This is a genomic window from Streptomyces sp. NPDC002676, from assembly GCF_053592455.1.
The window spans coordinates 133,930-159,554 of the sequence record NZ_JBSFVT010000008.1 but is presented as its reverse complement, the minus strand read 5'-3'; the positions used below and the strand labels follow the sequence as shown (position 1 = coordinate 159,554).

Sequence of the window (25,625 nt, the reverse complement as noted above, 5' to 3'; positions counted from 1 at the left end):
ACGCCCAGCCCCCTCCCCGCAGCCCCTTTTCCCCGAGGAGAGTGCGCCATCAACGCGTCCAGCCCTCCCGCTGCCGTCGAACTGCGCGGCATCACCAAGCGCTTCCCCGGTGTCGTCGCCAACCGCGACATCGACATCACCGTCCGCACCGGCACCGTGCACGCCCTGTGCGGTGAGAACGGCGCCGGCAAGTCCACCCTGATGAAGATCCTCTACGGCATGCAGCAGCCGGACGAGGGCACCATCACCGTGAACGGCGAACGGGTCACCTTCCACAACCCCGGCGACGCCATCGCGCGCGGCATCGGCATGGTGCACCAGCACTTCATGCTGGCCGACAACCTCTCCGTGCTGGAGAACGTCGTCCTCGGCGCGGAGAAGCTGTACGGCATCGGCGCCAAGGCCCGCAAGAAGATCAAGGAGATCTCCGACGCGTACGGCCTGAACGTCCGGCCCGACGTGCTCGTCGAGCAGCTCGGCGTCGCCGACCGCCAGCGCGTGGAGATCCTCAAGGTCCTCTACCGCGGCGCCAAGACCCTCATCCTGGACGAGCCCACCGCCGTCCTGGTGCCGCAGGAGGTCGACGCGCTCTTCGACAACCTGCGCGAGCTGAAGGCCGAGGGGCTCACCGTCATCTTCATCTCCCACAAGCTGGGCGAGGTGCTGTCGGTCGCCGACGAGATCACCGTCATCCGGCGCGGCACCACCGTGGGCACCGCCGAGCCGCGGTCCACCACGTCCAAGCAGCTGGCCGAGATGATGGTCGGCAGCGAACTGCCCACCCCGGAGACCGAGGAGTCCACCGTCACGGACGTCCCGATGCTGAAGCTGGCCGGGGTGCACCTGGCGCAGACCGACCTCGACGGCATCGAGCGCATCATCCTCGACGAGATCTCCTTCACCATCCACAAGGGCGAGGTCCTCGGCATCGCCGGTGTGGAGGGCAACGGCCAGTCCGAGCTGGTCGAGGCGATCATGGGCATGCGCCACCCGGACGCCGGTGTCATCACCCTCGACGGCACCGACATCTCCCACGCCGCCACCCGCCACCGCCGCGAGGCCGGCATCGGCTACATCCCCGAGGACCGCCACCGCCACGGCCTGCTCCTCGAAGCGCCGCTGTGGGAGAACCGCATCCTCGGCCATGTCTCCGAGAAGCCGAACTCGCGCGGCGGACTGCTCGACCTCAAGGCCGCCCGCACCGACACCGAGCGCATCGTCGAGGCCTACGACGTCCGCACGCCCGGCATCGAAGTGACCGCCGCCTCGCTGTCCGGCGGCAACCAGCAGAAGCTCATCGTCGGCCGCGAGATGAGCCACAACCCCAAGGTCCTCATCGCCGCCCACCCCACCCGTGGCGTGGACGTCGGCGCGCAGGCCGCGATCTGGGACTACATCCGCGAGGCCCGCCGCGAGGGCCTGGCCGTGCTGCTCATCTCGGCCGACCTGGACGAGCTGATCGGGCTCTCCGACACCCTGCGGGTGATGTACCGCGGCCGTCTGGTCGCCGACGCCGACCCCGCCACGATCACCCCCGAAGAGCTGGGCTCCGCCATGACGGGTGCGGCCTCCGGCCACCTGGAGCACACAGAGGACGACGAGCGATGAACAAGCTGACCTCACGGATCGACAAGGAGCGGCTGTTCCTCGGGATCGCCGCGCCGCTGCTGGCGATCGTCGCCGCGCTCGTCGTCACCACCCTGGTGATACTCGCGACCGGCAAGAACCCCGGCGACGCCTTCAGCGACATGACGACCTACGGCTTCGCCAGCGACAGCCAGGTCTACATCCTGAACAAGGCGACGACGTACTACCTTGCCGGTGTCGCGGTGGCCATCGGCTTCCGCATGAACCTGTTCAACATCGGTGTCGACGGCCAGTACCGGCTCGCCGCGTTCATCGCCGCCGTCCTCGGCGGCGCGCTGACCGCGCCCGGCTGGATCTCCATCCCGCTGATCATCCTGTGCGCCATGGCGACCGGTGCCCTGTGGGCGGCCATCGCCGGCATCCTCAAGGTGACCCGAGGTGTCAGCGAGGTCATCTCGACCATCATGCTGAACTCGATCGCCACCGCGATCATCGCCTACCTGCTGCAGCCCGGACGGCTCGCCGAGCTCTCGCAGGGCGGCACCGTCATCTCCACCAAGCCGCTGCCGTCGTCGTCGTACTTCTTCAGCATCGACACGGGCCCGGCCGGCGAGCTGTGGGGCTTCGTCGTCGTCGCCGCGCTCGTCGGCATCGCGTACTGGTTCGTGCTCGGCCGCACCCGGTTCGGGTTCGACCTGCGCACCGTCGGCCAGTCCGAGACCGCCGCCTCCGCGAGCGGTGTGTCGGTGAAGAAGATGGTCGCGACCAGCATGATCATCTCGGGTGCGGTGGCCGGTCTCGTCGGTATGCCGACCCTCCTCAACGACAGCCACCAGTTCAGCAACGACTTCCCGGCGGGCATCGGCTTCACCGGCATCGCCATCGCGCTGCTCGGCCGCAACCACCCGATCGGCATCGCGCTCGGCGCCCTCCTGTGGGGCTTCCTGGAGCGCACCACCAACCACCTGGAATTCCAGGGTTACGACAAGGAAATCCTCGGCGTCATCCAGGGCGTCATCGTCCTGTGCGTCGTCATCGCCTACGAGGTCGTGCGCCGCTACGGCCTGAAGCGCCAGCAGCAGAAGGTCGGCGCCGAACTCGCCGCCCAGGCCGCCGCTCCGAACGAGAACCAGGAGGTGGCGTGATGACTGCCACGATGACCGACGCGCCGCCGCCCGCGGCGCCCAAGGCGGATTCCGCCGCGAAGGCCTCCGGCCGCTCGCTCGGCCAGATCCTCATACTCGTCGCCGGGGCCCTGCTGCTCCTGGCCGCGGTCCGCGTGATCACCGACGCGAACCAGCTCGACTCCGCCGGACAGGTGAGCGCCGCCATCGGCCTCGCCGTGCCGATCGGCCTCGCCGGTCTCGCCGGCCTGTGGTCCGAGCGCTCCGGCGTGGTCAACATCGGCCTCGAAGGCATGATGATCCTCGGCACCTTCGGCGCCGGCTGGATCGGCTGGCAGACCAACCCCTGGCTCGGCCTGCTGTGCGGCATAGGGTTCGGTGTCCTCGGCGGCCTGGTGCACGCCGTCGCGACCGTCACCTTCGGCGTCGACCACATCGTCTCCGGTGTCGCGGTCAACCTGCTCGCGCTCGGCGCCACCCAGTACCTGGCCAAGCTGTTCTTCGCCGGCGGCAAGGCGGCGGAGGCGGGCGGCAACCCCAAGCAGTCCCCGCCCGTGGACTCGCTGCCCGACTTCACCATTCCCGGTCTGTCGGACGGCCTGGCCTCCATCGAGAAGCACCACTGGTTCCTGGTCTCCGACATCGCGGGCATCCTCGGCGGTCTGGTCACCAACCTGTCCGTGGTGACGATCCTGGCCGTGCTGCTGTTCGTCGGCACCTGGTGGATCCTGTGGCGCACCCCGTTCGGTCTGCGGCTGCGCTCCTGCGGTGAGAACCCGACCGCGGCGGAGTCCCTCGGCGTCAACGTCTACAAGTACAAGTACGCGGCCGTGGCCGTCTCCGGCGGCCTCGCCGGCCTCGGCGGCGCCTTCCTCGCGCTGGTCACCTCGCACACGTACCTGGAGGGCCAGACCGGCGGACGCGGCTACATCGGCCTCGCTGCCATGATCTTCGGCAACTGGCGCCCCGGCGGCCTCGCGATGGGCGCGGGCCTGTTCGGTTACTCCGACGCGCTCCAGCTGCGCAACGGCGGCGTGACCGTCCACGCCCTGCTGCTCCTCCTGGTCGTCCTCCTCGCGGGGCTGGCCGGCTGGAAGCTGTACAAGAAGGCCCTGTGGCAGGGCGTCATCAGCGCCGTCATGGCCGCGCTCGTGCTGGTCTGGTACCTGTTCACGGACGAGGTCCCGAGCGACTTCGTCGGCGCCACCCCGTACGTCGTCACCCTGCTCGTGCTGTCGCTGTCCGCGCAGCGCCTGCGGATGCCGAAGGCGGACGGCATGCGGTACCGGAAGGGCCAGGGCAAGTGACGACGCCGGCCGCCGAGTTCGACTGGGAGACGCTGCGGGCCCAGGCGCGGGAGGCGATGTCCCACGCCTACGCCCCCTACTCCGGCTTCCCGGTCGGCGTGGCGGCCCTGGTCGACGACGGGCGCACGGTCTCCGGCTGCAACGTCGAGAACGCCTCCTACGGGCTCGGCCTGTGCGCCGAGTGCGGGCTGGTCTCGGAGCTGCAGCGCTCGGGCGGCGGCCGGCTGACGCACTTCACCTGCGTCGACGGCACCGGCGCGCTGCTGGTGCCGTGCGGTCGCTGCCGCCAGCTGCTCTACGAGTTCGGCGGCCCCGACCTGCTCCTGGACACCCCCGCGGGCGTCCTCCCGCTCTCCGAGATGCTGCCCCAGGCCTTCGGCCCGGACCATCTCGCCAAGTAAGTCCCGTACGGCCCTCCTGACCCGCTCAGGAGGGCCGTACACCTTCGCACCACCTTCGCACCTCCCGGAAGGAAGCCATCAGCCATGGCCATGGACGCCATCTCCGTCATCCGCACCAAGCGGGACCGCGGTGAGCTGACCGACGAGCAGATCGACTGGGTCATCGACTCCTACACCCGCGGCGAGGTCGCCGACGAGCAGATGTCCGCGCTCGCCATGGCGATCCTGCTCAACGGCATGAACCGCCGTGAGATCGCCCGCTGGACGGCGGCCATGATCGCCTCCGGCGAGCGCATGGACTTCTCGTCGTTGTCCCGCCCGACGGCGGACAAGCACTCGACGGGCGGCGTGGGCGACAAGATCACCCTGCCGCTGGCGCCGCTCGTGGCCGCGTGCGGGGCTGCCGTCCCGCAGCTCTCGGGCCGGGGCCTCGGCCACACGGGCGGCACGCTGGACAAGCTGGAGTCGATCCCGGGCTGGCGCGCCCTGCTCTCCAACGAGGAGATGCTGTCCGTGCTGGACGGTGTCGGCGCGGTGATCTGCGCGGCCGGTGACGGCCTGGCCCCCGCCGACAAGAAGCTCTACGCCCTGCGTGACGTGACCGGCACGGTCGAGGCGATCCCGCTGATCGCGTCCTCGATCATGTCGAAGAAGATCGCGGAGGGCACGGGCAGCCTGGTCCTGGACGTGAAGGTGGGCACGGGAGCCTTCATGAAGACGATCGAGGACGCCCGTGAGCTGGCGTCGACGATGGTCGGCCTCGGCACGGACCACGGGGTGAAGACGGTCGCGCTCCTCACGGACATGTCCACCCCGCTCGGCCTCACGGCGGGCAACGCCCTGGAGGTCCGCGAGTCGGTCGAGGTCCTGGCGGGCGGTGGCCCGGCGGACGTGGTGGAACTGACCATCGCCCTGGCCCGCGAAATGCTGGACGCGGCGGGCATCAAGGACGCCGACCCGGCCAAGGCCCTGGCCGACGGCTCGGCGATGGACGCCTGGCGCCGCATGATCGCGGCCCAGGGCGGCGACCCCGACGCCGTGCTCCCCACGTCGAAGGAACAGCACGTGATCAAGGCCCCGTCCTCGGGTGTCCTGACCCGTCTGGACGCCTACGACATCGGCATCGCCGCCTGGCGCCTGGGCGCCGGCCGCGCCCGCAAGGAGGACCCGGTGCAGGCGGCGGCGGGCGTGGAGATGCACGCCAAGCCGGGCGACACCGTGACGGAGGGCCAGCCCCTGCTCACCCTCCACACGGACACCCCCGAACGCTTCGAGTACGCCCTCCAGGCGGTCGAGGGTTCGTACGACATCGCGGCCCCGGGGACTGAGTTCTCGGCTTCGCCGGTGGTGCTGGAGCGTATTGCCTGACCTGCTGCTTCCTCTTCGAGGTGAACGGGATCGGTGGACCACCACCGGTCCCGTTCGGCATGTCGGACGGGCCTGGGGCCGGCCCTCACCCCAACACCGTCGCCACCCCCACCAACACCGGTACCGAGGCCACCGTCGACAGCAGGATCGACTCGCGGGCCAGGGACTTGGCCACTCGGTAGCGGCTGGCGTAGGTGAAGAGGTTCTGGGCGGAGGGAAGGGCCGAGGTGACCACGACGTCGCGGAGGGGGGCGCCGTGCAGGCCGAAGAGGGCCGTCGCCAGGGCCCAGGCGGTGGCCGGCTGGCCCAGGGACTTCAACGCCACCGAGAGCAGGACCAGTTGACGGTCCCGCCCGGGGCTGAGGGGCGCGTTGCCGTGCAACGACATGCCGAAGGCGAGCAGGGCCGCCGGGACGGACATGTTGCCGATCAGGGTGAGGGGGTTCATCACCGGGCCGGGGACCCGTAGGCCCGCCGCCGACACCACGACGCCCGCGAGGGAGCCCATCGCCACCGGATTGCGCAAAGGCGTCAGCAGGCGCTGCCACACCGTGGCCTTCTCGCCCATGCCGGACAGGTCCAGGATCGTCACGGCGACGGGCGCGACCAGGACGACCTGGAAGAGCAGCACCGGTGCCACCAGGGACGCGTCGCCCAGGACGTACGCGGCGATCGGGATGCCGAGGTTGCCCGAGTTGACGTACCCGGAGCACAGGGCGCCGATCGTGGTGCGGCCCACCCCCCAGCCCCGTACCGCGCCGACCGCCACGAACACCCCGGAGACCGCCGCCGTGCTCAGCACCGTCACCAGCAGGCGGCTGGAGAACAGCACCGAGAGGTCGGCCTTGGCCAGGGTCGTGAAGAGCAGCGCCGGTGTCGCCACCGAGAAGGCCAGCCCGGTCAGCACCTCCTGGCCCTGACCGCCGAGCGAACCGCGCCGCCCGAGCACATACCCCACCCCGATGACGACGGCGATGACCGCGAACCCGCTCAGTACCCCCTCCACGGGATCCAACCCTCCGGCCGACCCGGCGTGCGGGTCAATGTGATCTCGGTCGGAGTCGCCTCAGCCGCGCAGCCGCAACGGCAGTTGCTGGGGCGGGAGCGGGACCTCTCCCGCGTCGTCGATGGGGGTGCCCTTGGGCACGCGGGTGCATTCCGAGCGGGCGGACACTTCGAGGCGGTCACCGGGGTCGGCGGCCAGGCGGACGGTCGCGCCGCCTTCCGGCGGGGTCGCCGCCAGGTCGATGTCCCCGCCGAGGGTCCTGTACGTGGTGACGTGCCAGCCCCGCTCCTCCAGCGTGCCCCGGGCCCGCCGCAGCGCCGCCTGTCCCGCCTGCGCGGTGACGCCCTTCAGCGCCCACTCGGTGCGTACGACGACCACACCGGGCACGCTCGGCGGTGCCGCGTCACTTATCTGGTCGCCGAAGTGGCTCAGGCCGCGGTAGTAGCACTCGCCCTCTTCCGCCGCCCGGCCGGTCCCGGACCACGCGGTGTCCAGCCGCGCGTCCGGCAGGCCGAGGGCGTCGTAGGCCTCCTGGGTGCTCTCGTCCAGCTGCTGGGCGACGGAGGCCGGATCGGCGACCGGGAAGGGCTCGCCCGTCCAGAGCAACCACGCCTGCCGCCCCAGCCAGAGGGACACCGCCGCGGCCCCGGTCACGGCCAGGACCCTCACCGCCATGCGCGTTCTCGTCATGCACAGCATCCTGCGCCGCGCGGCACGGGCAGGGCCTGAGCGCTCGTACTCATCCGGAGTACTCAAGCGAGAGCGGACTGCGCGGGGCTTCGATGAGTTCCGTCCGCCCCGCCGGTCTAACGCCCGTGGACACCAAGAAACCTGCTGTGCTCGTGCTGGCCGGCCCCGTCGACCGAGACGAGGTGCCGAGGCTGTGTGCCTCCGCGCGGGCGCTGCTGGAGGCGGGAGGGGCCGGGGTGGTGGTGTGCGACGTGGGCCGGCTGAGGCCGCCGGGGCTGGCGGCCGTCGATCTGCTGGCGTGGCTGCAGCTGGCCGCCCGCCGGGCCGGGGGGCGGATACGGCTGCGTGATCCCGACCCGGCGCTACTCGCCCTGCTCGACCTCGTCGGCCTCCGCTTCGAGGTGGAGGGGCAGGCCGAACAGGGGGAACCAGCGCTGGGTGTCGAGGAAGAAGTGGAAACCAGTGATCCGGCCGCCTGAGATCTCCAGCACCTGCACCGCCCAGGGCGTGAAACCGCCCTTCTCCTCGTCCGGCTTGTAGTGCGCGAAGCCCGGCAGGCCGTTCGCCTGGACCGGCAGCAGACGGGAACCGGCGCAGGAGGCACCGAGGGTGGTCATGAAGCCGGTGATGTCGGACGTGCCGCGCAGCCACAGGTCGAACGGCGGCATCGTCATGATGGCGTCCTCGTGGAGCAGGGCCGTCAGCGCCGTCATGTCGTAGCCCTCGAAGGCCTTGACGTACCGCTCCAGCAGCTTCTGCTGCTCCTCGTCCAGCGGGTCGGACACCGCGCCCTCGGCGCCCTGGTCCGCGCGCTCCGCGAGCGTCGCCCGCGCCCGCTGCAGCGCGCTGTTGACCGAGGCGACCGAGGTGTCGAGCAGCTCGGCGACCTCGCTCGCCTTCCACGCCAGCACCTCGCGCAGGATCAGCACCGCCCGCTGCTTGGGCGGCAGTTGCTGGAGCGCGGCCATGAAGGCGAGCCGGATCGACTCCTTGGCGACCGCCGCCTCCGCCGGGTCCTCCACCGAGGGCAGCACGCGCGCGTCCGGCACCGGCTCCAGCCAGGTGTTGTCCGGGCGGGGGGCGAGCGCGGCCTGGGCGAGCGGGGTCGAGTCCGTCAGATCCATCGGCCTCGCCCTCTTGTTGCCCGCCGTCAGCATGTCCAGGCACACGTTCGTCGCGATCCGGTACAGCCATGAGCGCAGGCTGGAACGGCCCTCGAACTTCTCGTAGCTGCGCCAGGCGCGCACCAGGGTGTCCTGCACCGCGTCCTCGGCCTCGAAGGAGGAGCCGAGCATCCGGTAGCAGTAACCGGTCAGCTCGGTACGGTGCTTCTCCAGTGCGACTTCGAGGTCCGCCGTCGCCGTGCCGTTGCCCATCGTCCACCCGCCCCTGTGGCCGTTCCGTGCGCGCCTGTGCGCCCCAGCAATTGGGAAGGTACAGCGGCCCACTGACAATGGCCCGGGGAGTGCGAAAAAGCGCAGCTCAGAGCGGTCCGGATCAGTTTCTTACGGACCTGAGCGGATGCCGCAGGGCGCGCGGTCCGGTGAACCGCGCGCCCCGGCGAACCGGTTCCCTCAGTGCGCCGGCACCGGCTCTCGGCGGGCCGCCACCCGGGCCGCCCGGGAGCCGAGCACCGTGATCGTGACGACGCCGAGGACCGCGAGCAGTCCGACGCCGACCGTGCCCGACCAGCCGCTCGCGTGGAAGGCCATCGCGCCCACCGTGCTGCCCGCGCTGGAGCCGATGTAGTACGTGGACTGGTAGAGCGCCGCGGCCTGGGCGCGGCCGTGCGTGGCCGTCTTGCTGACCGCCGAGGAGGCGACCGCGTGGCCCGCGAAGAAGCCCGCCGTGATCAGGACCAGGCCCAGCAGGACCAGGGGGAGGGAGTCGGCCAGGGAGAGGAGCAGGCCCGCCGCCGTCGTACCGCCCGCCAGGTACAGGGCGCCCCGGCGGCCGAGGCGGCCCACCAGCCGGCCCGCCGTAGACGCCGAGACCGTGCCGACCAGGTAGACCAGGAAGATCGAGCCGACGATGCCCTGTGGCAGCCCGAACGGCTCTTCCGTCAGCCGGTACCCGATCACCGTGTAGACGCCGCCGAACACCGTCATGAACAGCGCGCCGATCGCGTACAGGCGGCGCAGCAGCGGGTCGGAGAGGTGGTCGCGGACCGTGCCGAGCAGGACGCGCGGGCGCAGCGAACCGGCCTTGAAGTGCTGCGGGGCGGGCAGCAGCAGCCGGAAGGCCACCGCACAGACCACCGCGACCACGCCGATCACACCGACCGCGACCCGCCAGCCCCACTCCTGGGCCACCCAGCCGGTGATCACCCGGCCGCTCATCCCGCCGACGCTGTTGCCCGCGACGAACAGGCCGATCGCCGTGACCAGCGCCTTCGGCCGGACCTCCTCGGCCAGGTATGCCGTCGCCGAGGCCGGCAGACCGGCCAGCGCCGCGCCCTGCACCGCCCGCAGCACCACCAGCGCGCCGATGGAGGGAGCGAACGGCACCAGCAGGCCGACGGTCACCGCGACCGCCAGCGAACCCGTCATCACCGTACGGCGGCCGAAGCGCTCCGACAGGGCGCTCATCGGCAGCACACACAGCGCCAGACCGCCGGTCGCGGCGGCCACCGTCCAGCTCGCCTCGCCCGCCGCGACCCCGAACTCCCCGGAGATCAGCGGCAGCAGGGCCTGCGTGGAGTAGAGGAGGGCGAAGGTCGCGACACCGGCGAGGAAGAGGGCGAAGCTCATCCGGCGGTAGCCGGGGCCGCCCGGAGTCATGCGCGAGTCGGACGCGAGGCCGGACACGGCGTCGGAGGAACGGACGGGCACAACGGCGTCCACGGTGGTGGACGCCCCGGTACTGGCGGGATTCATACCCCGAAGCTTTGTACGATCCCGCTCATCCGTCCAATGCATGGAATGGCCATAATCGTTCCCATGGTGCATCAGCAAAGCTCACAGCCTCGACTGTCACCGTCCGGTGACACAGAAGACACGTCTGCGATGTCGATGGTGCTGGCTCCGCGCCTCGCGTACTTCGCCGGAGTGGCCCGTACCGAGCACGTCACCCGGGCCGCCCACGAGATGAACGTCCCGCAGTCGACCCTCTCCCGGGCGATGGCCCGACTGGAGCAGGACCTGGGCGTCGACCTGTTCGCCCGCCACGGCCGTACGGTCTCCCTAACCCCCGCCGGCCGCACCTTCCTCGGCTCCGTCGAGCGCGCCCTCGCCGAGATCGAGCGCGCCGCCGAGGAGGTCCGCGCCGACGCCGACCCGGCCACCGGCAAGGTCGCCTTCGGCTTCCTGCACACCATGGGCGCCGAGACCGTGCCGGGCCTGATCCACGCCTTCCGTGCCGACCATCCGCGCGTCCGCTTCAGCCTCGTCCAGAACTACGGCGAGGCGATGCTGGAGGGGCTGCGGGTGGGCGAACTGGACCTGTGCCTGACCTCCCCGGTCCCGGACGCCCCCGACCTCGTCGCGCGCCGCCTGGACGAGCAGAAGCTGCGCCTGGTCGTCCCCGCCGACCACCGCCTCGCCGCCCGCCGCCGTATCCGCCTGGCCGAAGCCGCCGAGGAGACCTTCGTGACCCTGGAAACGGGTTACGGCCTGCGCCGTATCACCGACGCCCTGTGCCGGGAGGCGGGCTTCAAGCCCCGCGTCGCCTTCGAGGGCGAGGAGGCGGAGACCCTGCGGGGCCTGGTCGCGGCCGGCCTCGGGGTCGCCCTCCTGCCCCCGCCGACCGTGCCGAGGCCGGGGGTCGTGGAACTGACGGTGACGGCCCCGAGAGCGGTACGAGAGATCGGTGTGGCGTGGCTGGCCGACCGCCCGGACACCCCTCCGGTGGCTGCATTCAAGAAGTTCCTGCTGTCGAGAAGGGGGAACCTTCTTCCCTAGACCCTGTGCAGCGACCGTCCGAACCCCGCGGCCAAGGGCATCCGCAACCCGATCGGCGGCGGAGCGGCCAGCGCATCCTCCACCGGGCGCGACACCGGCTGCCCGAACAGGGCCCCCATCGTGAAGTCGGCCACCAGGCAGAGCACTTCCTCCCGGTAGCCGTGCAATCGGTGGCCGTCGGTGTGCACTTCGAACCGGCAGACCTCGCGGTTGGCCTTCTTCGCCCGTGCCGCCAGCCGGAACGACAGCTCGGGGTCGGTCCGTTCGTCGTTCGTGCCGTGCACGATCAGCACCCGTCGCCCCGCCAGCTGTCTGACCGGTTCGGCGGGGGCGGCCACGTCGTCCTCCGGCAGCCAGGGGGCCAGTGCCACGACGGAGTTGACGGCCTCGTGGCCCCCGGCGTGCAGGGCGGCCCGCCCGCCCATGTCCTGCCCGATCAGACACACCGGGACGTCGCCGTACCGCCGTTGGATCTCGTCGGCGGCCCAGGACGCGTCCGCCGCGAGGTGCGCCTCGCTGCCGTTCCAGCCCCGGTACCGGTAGTGGACGGTGTGCACGACGAGTCCGTCGGCGCGGCCCGCGCGCGCGAGCCTGCGGCTCAGGGAGCGGACGAGGGCCGTCGCCCGCACGAGGGACGGCCTGCGGGCGGAGACCTCCTCCCCTCCGGGGAGCAGGAGTACCGCTCCGCTCACGGCGTTCGGCTCCTGGCCGACTGCCCTGCCCAGCCCGGCCGTTCGGACCGGCGTCGGTTGCTGTCCCATGACAGAACAGTGTCAGAAGGAGTGGTGTACGAAACCCGTCCCGGCGGTCACCGTTCCGTATCGACGGAAAACGTGCGGAGCGATTCGTGCCATTTGAGGGGTTCTCTACGCGCGTAGGCGTTAGAGTGCGGAAATGACGAGCCAGACTGCTTCGACTGGGACCGTCCCGACGAACGTTCCGACGCCGGACCAGATCCGCCGGGCGCCCAAGGTTCTGCTGCACGATCACCTCGACGGCGGGCTCCGCCCCGGAACCGTCGTCGAACTGGCCCGCGAGTCGGGCTACGCCCACCTCCCCGAGACCGACCCCGACAAGCTGGGCGTCTGGTTCCGCGAGGCCGCCGACTCCGGCTCGCTGGAACGGTATCTGGAGACCTTCGCGCACACCGTCGCCGTGATGCAGACCCGGGACGCGCTGAGCCGGGTCGCCCGGGAGTGCGCCGAGGACCTCGCCGAGGACGGGGTCGTCTACGCCGAGGTGCGGTACGCCCCCGAGCAGCACCTGGAGGGCGGGCTGAGCCTCGAAGAGGTGGTCGAGGCCGTCAACGAGGGCTTCCGGCAAGGGGAGCGGCTCGCCCGGGACAACGGTCACCGCATCCGGGTCGGCGCCCTGCTGACCGCCATGCGGCATGCGGCCCGCGCCCTGGAGATCGCCGAACTCGCCAACCGCTACCGCGACTCGGGCGTGGTCGGCTTCGACATCGCCGGTGCCGAGGCCGGCTACCCGCCCACCCGGCACCTGGACGCCTTCGAGTACCTCAAGCGCGAGAACAACCACTTCACCATCCACGCCGGCGAGGCCTTCGGGCTGCCGTCCATCTGGCAGGCGCTCCAGTGGTGCGGCGCCGACCGGCTCGGGCACGGCGTGCGGATCATCGACGACATCGAGGTCCGCGAGGACGGCTCCGTGCGGCTCGGGCGGCTGGCGTCCTACGTCCGCGACAAGCGGATCCCGTTGGAGCTGTGCCCCAGCTCCAACCTGCAGACCGGGGCCGCGTCCTCGTACGCGGAGCACCCGATCGGGCTGTTGCGCCGGCTGCACTTCCGGGCCACGGTGAACACCGACAACCGGCTGATGTCGCACACCACCATGAGCCAGGAATTCGAGCACCTGGTCGACGCATTCGGCTACACGCTCGATGATCTGCAATGGTTCTCCGTCAATGCGATGAAATCAGCGTTCATTCCTTTCGATGAACGACTCGCCATGATCAATGACGTCATCAAGCCCGGATATTCCGAGCTGAAGGCCGAATGGCTGTTCCAGCAGACCGCCTCTACCAGCGGTTCCGCGGGCTCGGAGGGGTGACGGCGGCCTGATCGGCCGTACGGAATGCGGACGGGCTTTCGCGAGCCGTCCGCATTTCGGTGTTTGCGGCGGGTGGCTCGGCATGTTTACGGTCGTGGACCGCTTGGATCGTTTTTCTCTCCGTCTGCATTTAAGGACGCATTCACCATGAAGCAGTCTGCTGCCAAGACCCTCGGTGTCGCCGCCCTCGGTGCCGCCTTCGCCGTCGTCGGCGCGGGAGCGGCCAACGCGGCCCCGGCCGTCCCGGACGCCACGCAGACCCTGGACGGCGTCACCAAGACGCTGCCGACCGAGAACGTGGGCAAGGTGCTGCCGGGTGCCGCCGGGGCGCTCGCCCATGGGCAGGGCGGCCTCGGCACCGGTCTGGCCGCCGCGCAGCCTGTTGCCGAGCGGGTCCTCGCCGACGGGCCGGCCCAGCCGGTCGCCGGGCTGCTCGGCGGACTGCCGATCGGCAAGGGGCTGCCCGCGCACGGTCTTCCGGTGAACGGGATCCCGCTCGGCTGAGCCACCCCCACCGCCGTTGGGGCGCACCGGTGCCATCCGGGAGCGCCCCAACGGCGTTCGCACGCCCGGTCGGAGGTCACCAGTCGGTGGAACGGACCTTGTCCTCGGACGGCAGCAGGATCCAGAGGGCTATGTACAGCAGGAACTGCGGGCCGGGCAGCAGGCAGGAGACCAGGAAGATCACCCGCATCGTCGACGCGGAGGTGCCGAAGCGCCGTGCCAGCGCTGCGCACACTCCGCCGAGCATGCGGCCGTGGGTGGGGCGGGCGAGAGCGGTCATGTCGGCTCCTCCGTGGTCGTCGGCTCGCTGGTGAGCCGCTCGTTCGGAGCCGCCGGTGTGGCCGCCCCAACTGTGTTCCACCATACGGAGCCGAACGGGACGAAACGTCCCTCTACGGAGCTATGCCGACCCTGGGAATCGTCGGGGTGCGCCCCTGAGGCCGGTCCTCGAAGACGGTGACCGGCTCGACCTCCCGGCCCTCGGCCCCACGGCCCTCCCGGCCCTCACGTTCGCCCCGCCGCCGAAGCCAGGCGCGGCCCGCGGGCACCACGGCCACATGGGCCAGCAGCACGCCCGTCGTGTTCAGCAGCAGCGAGTCGACGTCCACGACCCTGCCGGGCACCCCCGTCTGCAACAGGGCGATCCCCACGGAGAGCAGGGCACCCGCCGCGGTCGTACGGACCAGGGAGGAGAGCCGGGACACGGCGAGCCTGCCGTGCGCCATCGGCAGCAGCACGCCCAGCGGCGCGAGCAGCGCCAGCCCCTCGCCGATGCGCCGGGCCGCCTCCGGCCAGCCCAGCGCCAGGTCGGCCCGGATGCCGGCCAGTGGGTGCAGGTTGGCGGGCATCACCCAGGGCACGTCCAGGGGCCGCAGCATCAGCCAGGCGACGAGCGCGAGATGGGCGACGAGGAGGACACCCCCTGTCACACGGATGCGGATCGCGGCGCTGCCGCCGATGGAGCCTTGACGCTGCACGCACCCCTAGACGCGCCCACCCGCACGAACGGTTCCCGCACGACCTCAGCCCCGCGCGACCCCGCTGTCCCCACGCGATCCCTAGCCCCGCGCGATCCCTAGCCCCGCGCGACCCCGCTCGACGGCGGCTCGGTCGTGCCGGGGCGGCTGCGGACCTCGTCGGTGCACTCGTAGCGGCGCAGCGGACCGGAGGACGGACCGCCCAGGATCACCGAGCCGTCGCCCTCGGCCGCCGCCGAGTCGGAGAGGGTGCACACCACCTGCGCGAGGGCATAGGAGGTGAGCCGGTCCGGGGCGGTGCTCAGCCGCAGGGTGTCCTCGGGGTCCAGCGGGCCCGGCCCGGTCACGCTCATGCCGCCCGGCACGTACGTGCTGTACCCCGCCTCCTTCTCCGCGGCCGACGGGGACTGCGCGAGCTGGTCCAGCAGGCCCTGCGCCACGATCACCCGGCGCTTGGCGTCCGGGGTGCCGTCCGGGACGCGCACGGTCCGGTCGACGGTCACCAGGGACGAGGCGCACAGCAGGAACACCTGTACGGGCACCCCGTGCGAGGACTGGGTCGACAGGTCGGGTCCGGCCAGCGAGCACGGCACCCGCGAGGGCGCTCCGCCGAAGTCGGTCGGCACCTGCGTGGTCTGGATCCCGCACCCGGTGACCAGCGCGCCCAGGAGGGACAGTGCCAGCAGCCGCCGTACACGTCCAGTGGTTCTAGCGGTCATCACCCCTCCCTTCCGTTCCCTTGTCATCCTTCTTGCCGATCTCGCCGTTCTCGCCGTCCTCCTCCGTCACCCGTGAGGTGTCCCTCGGCAGCCGCAGTGTGAACACCGCGCCGCCCTCGGGGGAGTTGGCCGCGGTGATCTCGCCGCCGTGGATGTGGGCGTTCTCCAGGGCGATGGACAGGCCCAGGCCGCTGCCCTCGGAGCGCGGCCGGGAGGCGCTCGCCTTGTAGAAGCGGTCGAAGACGTGCGGGAGGACGTCCTCGGGGATGCCGGGCCCGTGGTCGCGCACCGCGATGACCATGTCGTCGCCGTCGATGCGCACCGACACCCGCACCGGCGACCCGCCGTGCTTGAGCGCGTTGCCGATCAGGTTGGCGAGTATGACGTCCAGGCGGCGCGGGTCGAGGACGGCGTGGATACCGCGCTCGGCGTCCAGTTCCACCGCGTCCAGCCAGGCGCGGGCGTCGATGCAGGCGGTGATCTGGTCGACGACGTCGACGTCGTCCAGGACCAGCCGGGCGGTGCCCGCGTCGAAGCGGGTGACCTCCATCAGGTTCTCGACCAGGTCGTTCAGCCGCCGGGTCTCGCTGACCACGAGTCGTACGGCCGGCTCGATCATCGGGTCGATGCTCCCGGACTCGAACTCCAGCTCCTCCTCCAGCACTTCCGTCACGGCGGTGATGGCGGTCAGCGGGGTGCGCAGCTCGTGCGACATGTCGGCGACGAAGCGGCGCGAGGCCTCGTCCCGGGCGGCCATGTCCGCGACCCGCTTCTCCAGCGCCTCGGCCGCGTTGTTGAACGTCCGTGACAGATCGGCGAGTTCGTCGGTCCCGGACACCCGCAGCCGGGTGTCCAGCTTGCCCTCGCCGAGCCGCCGGGCGGCCACGCCCAGCCGGTGCACCGGCTTGAGCACGGTCGTGGCGGCGGCCTGCGCGAGCAGCGCGGCGCCGATCAGCGCGAGGCCGGTGGCGATCCCCAGCGACCAGGCAAGGGAGTTGAGGTCCTTGGCCTCCGGCTGCAGCGACTTGGCCATGTAGCCCGTCGGACCGCCGCCGATCAGCCGCGTACCGGCGACGAGATAGGGCGTACCGTGCTCCTCGGTCCGCTGCCAGTAGAGGTGGTACGGCGAGGTGTTCTCGTCGGTCATCTTCTGCCGTCGGTCCACCGCCTTGCGCAGCGACTCGGGCACGTCCTCCAGCGCGAAGCCGTTGATACCGCCCGAGTTGCCGTACACCGTCTTGCCGCTCGCGTCCTGGCCGACGAGCAGCACGCTGAAGTGCTGGCTGCCGGAGGCCATCTGACCAGCCGTGCGCTGGAGTTCGTCCTGGCTGGGGTGCACGGGCAGCGCGCCCGCCCGGTTCTGCATCTCCTGCTGGAAGTCGCGCAGCACCGCGTCCTGAGCACGCGTCAGCACCGCTTCCCGGTTCAGCCAGTAGGCGATGCCCGAGGCCGACACCGCGGCGGTCAGGGCGACCAGCCCGAAGACCACCACCAGCCGCAGCCGCAGGCTGGTGAAACGCAGCCGGGCCAGACTTCCCACACGGCCCGCGGCCCAGCCGCGCAGCCCACCTTGCTTGTCGGTCACTGAGGAGCGTCCAGGCGGTAGCCGACACCACGGACGGTACGGATCAGGGTCGGGGACGAGGGCACGTCCTCCACCTTGGCGCGCAGCCGCTGCACACACGCGTCCACCAAGCGTGAGTCGCCCAGGTAGTCGTGCTCCCACACCAGCCGCAGCAACTGCTGCCGCGACAGCGCCTGACCGGGCCGCCGGCTCAGCTCCAGCAGCAGCCGCAGCTCGGTCGGGGTCAGTTGCAGATCCTCGCCGTTCTTGGTGACGGTCATCGCCGAACGGTCGATGACCAGGCTCCCGAACGTCGCCGAGTCGCTGGACTCGCGCTCCCCGCGCCGCAGCACGGCCCGGATCCGGGCGTCCAGCACCCGGCCCTGCACCGGCTTGACGACGTAGTCGTCGGCACCGGACTCCAGCCCCACGACCACGTCGATGTCATCGCTGCGCGCGGTCAGCAGGATGATCGGCAGCTGGTCGGTGCGCCGGATGCGCCGGCACACCTCGAACCCGTCGATGCCGGGCAGCATCACGTCCAGCACGATCAGATCCGGGCGCTGTTCGCGCAACAGCTTCAGTCCGTCCTCACCGCTGGCAGCGGTGGCCACCCGGTGTCCCTGGCGCGTCAGGGAGAGCTCCAGGGCCGTACGGATGGCGTCGTCGTCCTCGATCAGCAACAGGGAAGGCACGGGCTCATTCTGGCCCATGGAGGGGGTGTCGTACGACCTGATGACACCAGGCCTTCGCTAGCGGAACCACGTGTGCGCTTTCTGTGACGACGCTCGGACCGGCCCCTGTGACAGGTCTGTGACAGTCGACGGACACGGCCATGAAGTGGCCCCGGCAGTCTTTTGGGCACAGGCAGGGCGGCGAAACGAGCAGGCCGGCCCGGCCCGAGCAAGCCGAATTTCCGGACGTCCACGACGGGGAGCGCGAGATGAACACGCTGCACAGCATGAGCACCAGCGCAGTTGTCACGCGTCTGCACGACGTGCACCGGGGTTCCGAGAAGTCCGGTGCCGTGAGCGGGCGGGGGTGCGCTCGCGGCACCGGACGTCAGCACACCGCGATCATGACGGTGGTTGACGGTTTCACGGGGGAAACGCACGGGGGAGCCGCGTACAGGGAGGACTCGGGGGAGCGTCGTTCGCTGACGGAGGCGGAGTTCACCGCCTACGTCCAGGAGCGCCGCGCCTCCCTGTACGCCACCGCCTACCACCTCACCGGTGACCGCTTCGAGGCCGAGGACCTGCTGCAGAGCGCGCTGTTCTCGACGTACAAGGCGTGGGACCGGATCAGCGACAAGGCCGCGGTCGGCGGCTACCTGCGCCGCACCATGACGAATCTGCACATCAGCGCCTGGCGGCGGCGCAAGCTCAACGAGTACCCGACCGAGGAACTGCCGGAGACGGTCGGCGAGACGGACGCGATGCGCGGCACCGAACTGCGCGCGGTCCTGTGGCAGGCGCTGGCCCGGCTGCCCGAACTCCAGCGCACCATGCTGGTCCTGCGCTACTACGAGGGCCGCACGGACCCGGAGATCGCGGAGATCCTCGGCATCAGTGTCGGCACGGTGAAGTCCAGCATCTGGCGGTCGCTCCGCCGGCTGCGCGAGGACGAGGTCCTCAGCTTCGGCCGTGACGAGGAGGACGCCTTCGGCGAACTGGTCGCCTGAAGGCAGACGGGCCGCTGGGGGGTGGCCCTACGGGGGAAACACGGGGGAACACGGGGGACCACTGGGGGGTGGGCCCGAGAGGGGGTACCGGGGGAGACCACGGGGGAACACGGGGGAGCACAGAAGCGGGACTGGAGGGCCGGGGGGTCCGTCCAGTCCCGCGCTTCTTTGCGCCTGGACCGGCGCCGCTCTCGCGGACGTGGCCGATCGCCGTCGTGGTTCCTCAGTTGATGGTTGCGGTGCTCTTCGTGGACACATGGCGCCCCGCCGCGGCAGTCGCCAGCCGGCCCAGCGCCTCGTCCCGGTCGCAGGCGTGGGCGCCCAGGGAGACCTGGCGGGCCACGATCGACCGCTCCGCGCGCATCAGCCGCCAGCCGCGGCGCAGCAGGAACGGCACCGACTTGCGGCCCTCCTTCAGGTCCCGCAGGAAGCGCCGCCGGAAGGTGGTGACCGCTCCGCGGGTCAGGCACAGCGCGTCCGCGAGCACGCCCAGTTCCCGGCACCGCTGCACGATCTCCGCGGCGAAGATGCCCTCCGCGATGAACAGCGGGGTACGGCCGATGTGCAGGGTCTCCTCGCCGGTACGGGCGCTCTGCGCGATGTCGTACACCGGCACCGGCGTCGACCCGGTGGCGCACAGCCGGGCGACGGCCTCGACGGCGACGTCCGCGTCCCAGGACTCGGGGTGGTCCCAGTCGATGTCCGAACTCCCCGCCACCAGGGGCAGAGTCGGGTCGTCGCCTTCCTTGTAGAAGTCGTCAAGGCGCAGAACGGGAAGCCCGGAACGGGCGGCGACGAGGGACTTGCCCGAGCCCGAGGGGCCGCACAGCAGCACGACACGGGCGGGGGACGGGGGATGAATGCTCACGGAACACCAGTTTGACGTATGGGGGGCCGCCTGCCGACCCCGCGGGTCGGCTTTTGAGCGTGAGTCGTACCTCAACTACCCTACGTGTTGACCTCATTACCCTGCGCACCAGAAGGTGGCACCAGCGATGGCTCGACACACCTCTCCCCAGCACCCCACCGTGCAGCGCGCCCTGATCGCCCTCGCGACCGCCGGAGCGGCCCTGGGGGCGGGTGCGGCGACGGCCCACGCGGAGGCCGCCGCACCGCTCGTGGACGTGCCGTCGCGGCCCACCTCGCTCGGCAGGATCGACCCGCAGACGGGCCTGGCCGCCCTCACCGGCACGGTCGGCTATGTCACGGGCCCGGTCGCCGGCCTCAAGCCCAACCCGCTGGCCGGCACGGGGGCCGACCCCTTGGACAACGGGGTGGGCACACAGGTGGCCGACTTCAAGCCGGTCGACTCACGGATGCTGACGGGCCCGGTCGCCCAGGCGCAGTCGCTCGGGGCGGTGCCGGGGGTGGGGCTGGTGACGGGGCTGCTGGGCTCCGGCCGGGGCGCCCCGCTGGGCTGACCCACGCAGGTACGTCCGCGCAGCACGCGCGTGAAGAGCCGCGCCGCCCCCGGACGGAGGGGCGGCGCGGCTCGCTCGCGGGTGGCTCAGTACGACGAGCCCGACGCGCCCAGCGACCCGGTGGGGTGCCAGACGGTCTTGGTCTCCAGGAAGGCCGTCATGCGGTCGATGCCCGGCGTCGCCGACCAGTCGTCCACAGGCTGTGGACGCAGGACGCGCTTCAGGTTGTCGGCCGCCGCGATCTCCAGCTCCTTCGCCAGCACCTCGTCGGCGCCCGCGAGGTCGATCGCGTTGACGTCCTGGTGCGCGGCCAGCGGGGCCGCGAGCTCCGCCGTACGGCCGGACAGGACGTTGACGACACCGCCCGGCACGTCGGAGGTGGCCAGCACCTCGCCCAGGGAGAGGGCCGGGAGCGGGGCCTTCTCGGAGGCGATCACGACGGCCGTGTTGCCGGTGGCGATCACCGGGGCGAGCACCGAGACCAGGCCCAGGAAGGACGACTCCTGCGGGGCCAGGACGGCGACCACGCCGGTCGGCTCGGGGGAGGAGAGGTTGAAGTACGGGCCCGCGACCGGGTTGGCGCCGCCGATCACCTGGGCGATCTTGTCGGTCCAGCCCGCGTACCAGACCCAGCGGTCGACGGTCGCGTCCACGACGGCGGCGGCCTTCGACTTGGACAGCCCCTCGGCCTCGGCGACCTCGCGGACGAACTGGTCCTTGCGGCCCTCCAGCATCTCCGCGACGCGGTACAGGACCTGGCCGCGGTTGTACGCCGTCGCGCCGGACCAGCCGCCGAACGCCTTGCGCGCGGCCACGACCGCGTCACGGGCGTCCTTGCGGGAGGACTGCGGTGCGTTGGCCAGCCAGTTGCCCTTTGAGTCCGCCACCTCGTACACCCGGCCGCTCTCGGAACGCGGGAACTTCCCGCCGACGTACAGCTTGTAGGTCTTGAAGACGGAGAGTCGCTCAGTCTTTTCGGTCTTCTCAGACATCGAGGTACGCCTCCAGGCCGTGACGACCGCCCTCGCGGCCGAAGCCCGACTCCTTGTAACCGCCGAACGGCGAGGTCGGGTCGAACTTGTTGAACGTGTTGGACCAGATCACGCCCGCGCGGAGCTTGTTCGCCACCGCCAGGATGCGGGAGCCCTTCTCCGTCCAGATGCCCGCCGACAGGCCGTACTGCGTGTTGTTGGCCTTGGCGACGGCCTCGTCGGGCGTGCGGAAGGTGAGGACCGACAGCACCGGGCCGAAGATCTCGTCGCGGGCGATGGTGTGGGCCTGGGTGACGTTCGTGAACAGCGTCGGGGCGAACCAGTACCCGGAGGAGGGCAGTTCGCAGGCCGGGGACCAGCGCTCGGCGCCCTCCGCCTCGCCCTGCTCGGTGAGCGCGGTGATCCGGGCCAGCTGCTCGGCGGAGTTGATCGCGCCGATGTCGGTGTTCTTGTCGAGCGGGTCGCCGAGGCGCAGCGTCGACAGGCGGCGCTTCAGGGACTCCAGCAGCTCGTCCTGGATCGACTCCTGGACGAGGAGGCGCGAGCCGGCGCAGCACACCTGGCCCTGGTTGAAGAAGATGCCGTTGACGATGCCCTCTACGGCCTGGTCGATCGGGGCGTCGTCGAAGACGATGTTGGCGCCCTTGCCGCCCAGTTCGAGGGTGAGCTTCTTCCGGGTGCCCGCGACGGTCCGCGCGATCTCCTTGCCGACCGCCGTCGAACCCGTGAAGGCGACCTTGTTGACGTCGGGGTGCGCGACGAGCGCGGCGCCCGTGTCGCCGTAGCCGGGAAGGATGTTGACGACACCCTTGGGCAGGCCCGCCTGGCGGCAGATGTCCGCGAAGAACAGGGCCGACAGCGGAGTGGTCTCGGCGGGCTTCAGGACCACCGTGTTGCCCGTCGCCAGGGCAGGGGCGATCTTCCACGCCAGCATGAGGAGGGGGAAGTTCCAGGGGATGACCTGGCCGGCCACACCCAGCGGCTTCGGCGCCGGGCCGAACCCGGCGTGGTCGAGCTTGTCGGCCCAGCCCGCGTAGTAGAAGAAGTGCGCGGCGACCAGCGGGAGGTCCGCGTCGCGGGTCTCCTTGATCGGCTTTCCGTTGTCCAGCGTCTCCAGGACGGCCAGCTCACGGCTGCGCTCCTGGATGATTCGGGCGATGCGGAACAGGTACTTGGCGCGCTCGGAGCCGGGCAGCGCCGACCACTTCTCGAAGGCCTTGCGGGCGGCCTTCACCGCGCGGTCGACGTCCGCCTCGCCCGCCTGGGCGACCTCGGAGAGAACCTCCTCGGTGGACGGCGAGACCGTCTTGAAGACCTTGCCGTCGGCCGCCTCGGCGAACTCGCCGTCGATGAACAGGCCGTAGGAAGGGGCGATGTCTACGACCGAGCGGGACTCGGGCGCCGGTGCGTACTCGAATGCGGATGCCATGGTGATCAGTCCACCGTCACGTAGTCGGGGCCGGAGTAGCGGCCGGTGGCCAGCTTCTGACGCTGCATGAGCAGGTCGTTCAGCAGCGAGGAGGCGCCGAAGCGGAACCAGTGGTTGTCCAGCCAGTCCTCGCCCGCGGTCTCGTTGACCAGGACCAGGAACTTGATGGCGTCCTTGGTGGTGCGGATGCCGCCGGCCGGCTTCACGCCGACCTGGATGCCGGTCTGCGCACGGAAGTCGCGCACCGCCTCCAGCATCAGCAGGGTGTTGGCGGGGGTGGCGTTGACCGCGACCTTGCCGGTGGACGTCTTGATGAAGTCCGCACCCGCCAGCATGCCCAGCCAGCTCGCCCGGCGGATGTTGTCGTACGTCGACAGCTCGCCGGTCTCGAAGATGACCTTCAGCCGGGCGCTCGTCCCGCAGGCCTCCTTCACGGCGACGATCTCGTCGTACACCTTCAGGTACTTGCCGGCGAGGAACGCGCCCCGGTCGATGACCATGTCGATCTCGTCGGCGCCCGCGGCGACGGCGTCACGCACGTCGGCAAGCTTCACGTCGAGCGCGGCACGGCCGGCCGGGAAGGCGGTGGCCACCGAGGCGACCTTGACGCCGGAACCGGCGACGGCCTCCTTGGCGACGGCCACCATGTCGGGGTAGACGCAGACCGCGGCCGTGGCCGGGGTCGTGCGGTCCGTCGGGTCGGGGTGGACGGCCTTGGCGCCGAGCGCCCGGACCTTGCCCGGGGTGTCCGCGCCTTCCAGCGTCGTGAGGTCGACCATCGAGATGGCGAGGTCGATGGCGTACGCCTTCGCGGTGGTCTTGATGGAACGGGTGCCGAGAGACGCGGCGCGCGCCTCCAGGCCGACCGCGTCGACGCCGGGCAGCCCGTGGAGGAAGCGGCGCAGCGTGCTGTCGGACGCGGTGACGTCTGCGAGAGCGCTAGCTGTGGGTGCAGTACTGGGCATGGTCACCAGACGAGCATATCTACGCGCGTAGCTGGTGTACAGCCCCGGGTGCTCATCTCGTCATCGGGCACCGCGCGTATGAGCGTTTCCCCGGGTGTCGGGCAGAATCGGCGGCATGACGACGCCGGACCACCAGTCACCCGCGCCACAGCCGCCGCAGCCCGCTGCCAAGGACCGGATCTACCGCTCGCCCATGGCGCTCGTGGGCGGTGTGCTGCTGCTCGCGCTCGTGTGCTGGCTGGGCTTCGACGCGCTGTTCAGCGGACACGGGCGGACGCCGTGGCTGGCGCTCGCCGGGCTGATCCTGATCGTGCCGCTGACCGTCGCCTTCACGCTCCGCCCGGCGGTGTTCGCGAACGAGGACCGGCTGCGGGTCCGCAACCCCTTCCGGATCATCAGCCTGCCCTGGGGCGAGATCTCCGCCCTGCGCTCCGGCTACTCCAACGAGGTCGTCGCCAAGTCCGGCGCCAAGTACCAGCTGTGGTCCATCCCGGTCTCGCTGCGGGGCCGCAAGAAGGCGGCCGACCGTGCGGCCCGCGCGGCGGCGGAGGCGGCCGGTGGCGGCCCCGCCGGGCGGCTGGGGTTCGGCCGTCCGGGCTTCGGCGGCCTGGGCGGCGGTGCGGGCGCGACGGGCCGTACGCGGGCCGAGAGCGACCAGATCATGACCGACCTGCGTGACCTCCAGGAACGGCGCGCGACGGCCGAGTCGGCCCAGGGCGAGGTCACGGTCCGCTGGGCCTACGAGGTGATCGCCCCCGCCGTGGCCGGCGCGGTGCTGCTGGCGATTCTGCTGGCGGTGGGGTGAGGGGATCGCGCCGCCGGTGAGGTCGGGTGCCTGAACGCCTGTTGGAGGCATGGCTGTGGGGCCGCCCGCTTCTTGGCCAGTGTCGTGCTTCCGCGAGGCGAGTAAAGGGCGCTCCCGTTCCGCTGCGCTCCACTCCCGCGTCGCCTGCGGCGATGGCCCTTCGGGCCACCCTTGACTCGCCTCGCTCCAGCACGGGGAAGAAGCGAGCGGGCGGCCCGGAAGGGCGGTGGCCCTGACCGGCGTGGGACCCCTCCGCTAGTTGCCCAGGCACCGTTGGCCGAGGGGGCGCGGTCGCGCCTCGCCTGCACGCCGGGTGGGTTTGGCGGCTTGCGGGTCGGTGGGTGGGCACCCGGCCTCCGGCCGGGTTCGGGGTTCCACCCGCACCACCACCCGTGCAGCTTTCCTGGTCGGGTGCGGGTGGCCCTGGTGGGGCGGACGTGCCGTTGGCTAGGTCGTAGCCGACGGGCAGGTGGTGGGTGCCGGGGTCGAGGACGGCTGGGATCCACACGAGGTCCTCGTCAGCGATGGCGATGCGCAGGCCGGGCAGCCGGGCGAGCAGCGTGCCGAGGGCGATCTGGAGCTCGGCGCGGGCGAGGGCGGCGCCGGTTTGCGGGCGGTGAGGTGATGGGGCGGGCGCGCTGCCGGTGGCTTGCGGCCAGGGTGCAGACCGGCGGCGTGCGCGCTCAAAGGGGCCATCGTGCTGCCCGGCCCCCCCGGCCCCCCGGCCCGCGACCTGGGGATCCCGTGCGCGCCTCATCAGCCTCTCTCGTCACACGAGGGCCTGTGAGTGGTGGATTTGTTCCACTCCGAAAATTCGCCCACCTTCCTGACCTGCGGAAATGCCCAACCGTGGGCGTTGCCGGTGGCCCAAATCTGCCAATTGCGCTTCTCGCGCCCCGCCCGTTCCGGCCGCAAGCCGCCAAGCCCACCCGGCGTGCCGCCACCCCGCTGCTGCGCCCGTCCACCGACGGTGCCGACGCAGCCGACCGTTGCCCGCGAACCCCGGCTGGGCCACTGCCCTTCCGGGCCGCTCGCTCGCTTCCTCCCCGTGCTGGAGCGAGCCGAGTCAAGGGTGGCCCGCAGGGCCATCGCCGAAGGCGACGCGGGAGTGGAGCG

The 25,625-nt window shown here is 71.2% G+C and carries 27 protein-coding genes; 13 read left to right on the top strand and 14 right to left on the bottom strand.

What is annotated here, in order from left to right:
* Window positions 1-48 precede the first annotated feature (48 nt).
* The 5 genes from ACWD3E_RS23535 to ACWD3E_RS23515 all read left to right on the top strand — a co-directional run bounded on the left by ACWD3E_RS23535 (window position 49) and on the right by ACWD3E_RS23515 (window position 5,787).
* Window positions 49-1,608 (top strand): ABC transporter ATP-binding protein, encoded by a 1,560-nt coding sequence (locus tag ACWD3E_RS23535; protein ID WP_451389680.1) that lies wholly within the window; start codon window positions 49-51, stop codon window positions 1,606-1,608.
* Window positions 1,605-2,732, top strand: a complete 1,128-nt coding sequence (locus ACWD3E_RS23530) for an ABC transporter permease (protein WP_451389515.1) — start codon at window positions 1,605-1,607, stop codon at window positions 2,730-2,732. The genes ACWD3E_RS23535 and ACWD3E_RS23530 overlap by 4 nt, the downstream gene beginning before the upstream one ends.
* On the top strand, window positions 2,732-4,018 hold the full coding sequence (locus ACWD3E_RS23525; RefSeq protein ID WP_451389514.1) for an ABC transporter permease: 1,287 nt from the start codon (window positions 2,732-2,734) through the stop codon (window positions 4,016-4,018). The genes ACWD3E_RS23530 and ACWD3E_RS23525 overlap by 1 nt, the downstream gene beginning before the upstream one ends.
* Window positions 4,015-4,419 (top strand): cytidine deaminase, encoded by a 405-nt coding sequence (locus ACWD3E_RS23520; RefSeq protein WP_451389513.1) that lies wholly within the window; start codon window positions 4,015-4,017, stop codon window positions 4,417-4,419. The genes ACWD3E_RS23525 and ACWD3E_RS23520 overlap by 4 nt, the downstream gene beginning before the upstream one ends.
* An 84-nt stretch (window positions 4,420-4,503) precedes the next feature.
* Window positions 4,504-5,787: a thymidine phosphorylase gene (locus ACWD3E_RS23515; RefSeq protein WP_451389512.1), complete on the top strand. Its 1,284-nt coding sequence runs from the start codon at window positions 4,504-4,506 to the stop codon at window positions 5,785-5,787.
* An 85-nt stretch (window positions 5,788-5,872) separates the two neighbouring features.
* On the opposite strand, the gene ACWD3E_RS23510 is transcribed toward ACWD3E_RS23515, so the two are convergent.
* Window positions 5,873-6,793: an AEC family transporter gene (locus ACWD3E_RS23510; RefSeq protein WP_451389511.1), complete on the bottom strand. Its 921-nt coding sequence runs from the start codon at window positions 6,791-6,793 to the stop codon at window positions 5,873-5,875.
* A gap of 60 nt (window positions 6,794-6,853) precedes the next feature.
* Window positions 6,854-7,483, bottom strand: coding sequence for a hypothetical protein (locus tag ACWD3E_RS23505; protein ID WP_451389510.1), 630 nt, complete (start codon window positions 7,481-7,483; stop codon window positions 6,854-6,856).
* Between the two features lie 92 nt (window positions 7,484-7,575).
* Here ACWD3E_RS23505 and ACWD3E_RS23500 point away from each other — a divergent pair, with 92 nt between their 5' ends.
* A complete protein-coding gene (locus ACWD3E_RS23500) occupies window positions 7,576-7,962 on the top strand; it encodes an STAS domain-containing protein (RefSeq protein WP_451389509.1) in 387 nt (128 codons plus the stop codon).
* Here ACWD3E_RS23500 and ACWD3E_RS23495 read toward each other — a convergent pair.
* Both ACWD3E_RS23495 and ACWD3E_RS23490 read right to left on the bottom strand, forming a co-directional pair.
* Window positions 7,846-8,859 carry a sigma-70 family RNA polymerase sigma factor gene (locus ACWD3E_RS23495; protein ID WP_451389508.1) on the bottom strand — a complete coding sequence of 338 codons (1,014 nt, stop codon included), beginning with the start codon at window positions 8,857-8,859 and terminating at the stop codon, window positions 7,846-7,848. The two genes, ACWD3E_RS23500 and ACWD3E_RS23495, sit on opposite strands and share 117 nt — an antisense overlap.
* A gap of 198 nt (window positions 8,860-9,057) precedes the next feature.
* A complete protein-coding gene (locus ACWD3E_RS23490; protein ID WP_451389507.1) occupies window positions 9,058-10,359 on the bottom strand; it encodes an MFS transporter in 1,302 nt (433 codons plus the stop codon).
* A 63-nt stretch (window positions 10,360-10,422) separates the two neighbouring features.
* Between ACWD3E_RS23490 and ACWD3E_RS23485 the strand changes: the two genes are divergently transcribed.
* Entirely contained in the window at window positions 10,423-11,382 is a 960-nt protein-coding gene (locus tag ACWD3E_RS23485; RefSeq protein WP_451389506.1) for a LysR family transcriptional regulator, read from the top strand.
* Here ACWD3E_RS23485 and ACWD3E_RS23480 read toward each other — a convergent pair.
* The gene (locus tag ACWD3E_RS23480) at window positions 11,379-12,143 is read right to left on the bottom strand and encodes an alpha/beta hydrolase (protein WP_451389505.1); all 765 of its coding nucleotides are present in this window, start codon (window positions 12,141-12,143) and stop codon (window positions 11,379-11,381) included. The two genes, ACWD3E_RS23485 and ACWD3E_RS23480, sit on opposite strands and share 4 nt — an antisense overlap.
* A 133-nt stretch (window positions 12,144-12,276) precedes the next feature.
* Here ACWD3E_RS23480 and ACWD3E_RS23475 point away from each other — a divergent pair, with 133 nt between their 5' ends.
* Together ACWD3E_RS23475 and ACWD3E_RS23470 are read left to right on the top strand one after the other, a co-directional pair.
* Window positions 12,277-13,452 (top strand): adenosine deaminase, encoded by a 1,176-nt coding sequence (locus tag ACWD3E_RS23475; protein ID WP_451389504.1) that lies wholly within the window; start codon window positions 12,277-12,279, stop codon window positions 13,450-13,452.
* A 147-nt stretch (window positions 13,453-13,599) separates the two neighbouring features.
* Complete coding sequence (locus tag ACWD3E_RS23470) at window positions 13,600-13,956, top strand: ATP-binding protein (protein ID WP_451389503.1); 357 nt, start codon at window positions 13,600-13,602, stop codon at window positions 13,954-13,956.
* A 76-nt stretch (window positions 13,957-14,032) separates the two neighbouring features.
* On the opposite strand, the gene ACWD3E_RS23465 is transcribed toward ACWD3E_RS23470, so the two are convergent.
* From ACWD3E_RS23465 to afsQ1, 5 genes are all read right to left on the bottom strand, one after another.
* Window positions 14,033-14,236 (bottom strand): PspC domain-containing protein, encoded by a 204-nt coding sequence (locus ACWD3E_RS23465; protein ID WP_451352447.1) that lies wholly within the window; start codon window positions 14,234-14,236, stop codon window positions 14,033-14,035.
* A 112-nt stretch (window positions 14,237-14,348) separates the two neighbouring features.
* Window positions 14,349-14,933 carry a VanZ family protein gene (locus tag ACWD3E_RS23460; protein WP_451389502.1) on the bottom strand — a complete coding sequence of 195 codons (585 nt, stop codon included), beginning with the start codon at window positions 14,931-14,933 and terminating at the stop codon, window positions 14,349-14,351.
* Between the two features lie 98 nt (window positions 14,934-15,031).
* Complete coding sequence (locus ACWD3E_RS23455) at window positions 15,032-15,652, bottom strand: hypothetical protein (protein ID WP_451389501.1); 621 nt, start codon at window positions 15,650-15,652, stop codon at window positions 15,032-15,034.
* Window positions 15,642-17,237: an ATP-binding protein gene (locus ACWD3E_RS23450; RefSeq protein WP_451389500.1), complete on the bottom strand. Its 1,596-nt coding sequence runs from the start codon at window positions 17,235-17,237 to the stop codon at window positions 15,642-15,644. Before ACWD3E_RS23450 ends, ACWD3E_RS23455 begins: the two co-directional genes overlap by 11 nt.
* Window positions 17,234-17,911 (bottom strand): two-component system response regulator AfsQ1, encoded by a 678-nt coding sequence (gene afsQ1, locus ACWD3E_RS23445; protein ID WP_031024517.1) that lies wholly within the window; start codon window positions 17,909-17,911, stop codon window positions 17,234-17,236. The genes ACWD3E_RS23450 and afsQ1 overlap by 4 nt, the downstream gene beginning before the upstream one ends.
* A 248-nt stretch (window positions 17,912-18,159) precedes the next feature.
* Between afsQ1 and ACWD3E_RS23440 the strand changes: the two genes are divergently transcribed.
* Window positions 18,160-18,897, top strand: coding sequence for a SigE family RNA polymerase sigma factor (locus ACWD3E_RS23440; protein WP_451389499.1), 738 nt, complete (start codon window positions 18,160-18,162; stop codon window positions 18,895-18,897).
* Window positions 18,898-19,120: 223 nt separating this feature from the next.
* Here the strand turns inward: ACWD3E_RS23440 and ACWD3E_RS23435 are convergent, their stop codons facing one another.
* Entirely contained in the window at window positions 19,121-19,765 is a 645-nt protein-coding gene (locus ACWD3E_RS23435) for a uridine kinase family protein (protein WP_451389498.1), read from the bottom strand.
* Between the two features lie 127 nt (window positions 19,766-19,892).
* Here ACWD3E_RS23435 and ACWD3E_RS23430 point away from each other — a divergent pair, with 127 nt between their 5' ends.
* Window positions 19,893-20,318 (top strand): hypothetical protein, encoded by a 426-nt coding sequence (locus ACWD3E_RS23430; RefSeq protein WP_451389497.1) that lies wholly within the window; start codon window positions 19,893-19,895, stop codon window positions 20,316-20,318.
* Between the two features lie 86 nt (window positions 20,319-20,404).
* Here ACWD3E_RS23430 and ACWD3E_RS23425 read toward each other — a convergent pair whose 3' ends face one another.
* From ACWD3E_RS23425 to deoC, 3 genes are read right to left on the bottom strand one after another with little or no spacing between them, the layout of a single operon-like run.
* Entirely contained in the window at window positions 20,405-21,310 is a 906-nt protein-coding gene (locus ACWD3E_RS23425) for an aldehyde dehydrogenase family protein (protein WP_451389496.1), read from the bottom strand.
* Window positions 21,303-22,739 (bottom strand): aldehyde dehydrogenase family protein, encoded by a 1,437-nt coding sequence (locus ACWD3E_RS23420; protein ID WP_451389495.1) that lies wholly within the window; start codon window positions 22,737-22,739, stop codon window positions 21,303-21,305. The genes ACWD3E_RS23425 and ACWD3E_RS23420 overlap by 8 nt, the downstream gene beginning before the upstream one ends.
* Before the next feature lie 5 nt (window positions 22,740-22,744).
* A complete protein-coding gene (deoC, locus tag ACWD3E_RS23415) occupies window positions 22,745-23,704 on the bottom strand; it encodes a deoxyribose-phosphate aldolase (protein ID WP_451389679.1) in 960 nt (319 codons plus the stop codon).
* A 115-nt stretch (window positions 23,705-23,819) separates the two neighbouring features.
* Here deoC and ACWD3E_RS23410 point away from each other — a divergent pair, with 115 nt between their 5' ends.
* Both ACWD3E_RS23410 and ACWD3E_RS23405 read left to right on the top strand, forming a co-directional pair.
* The gene (locus tag ACWD3E_RS23410; protein ID WP_451389494.1) at window positions 23,820-24,509 is read left to right on the top strand and encodes a PH domain-containing protein; all 690 of its coding nucleotides are present in this window, start codon (window positions 23,820-23,822) and stop codon (window positions 24,507-24,509) included.
* A gap of 469 nt (window positions 24,510-24,978) precedes the next feature.
* Complete coding sequence (locus ACWD3E_RS23405) at window positions 24,979-25,134, top strand: hypothetical protein (RefSeq protein ID WP_451389493.1); 156 nt, start codon at window positions 24,979-24,981, stop codon at window positions 25,132-25,134.
* Window positions 25,135-25,625: the final 491 nt, after the last annotated feature.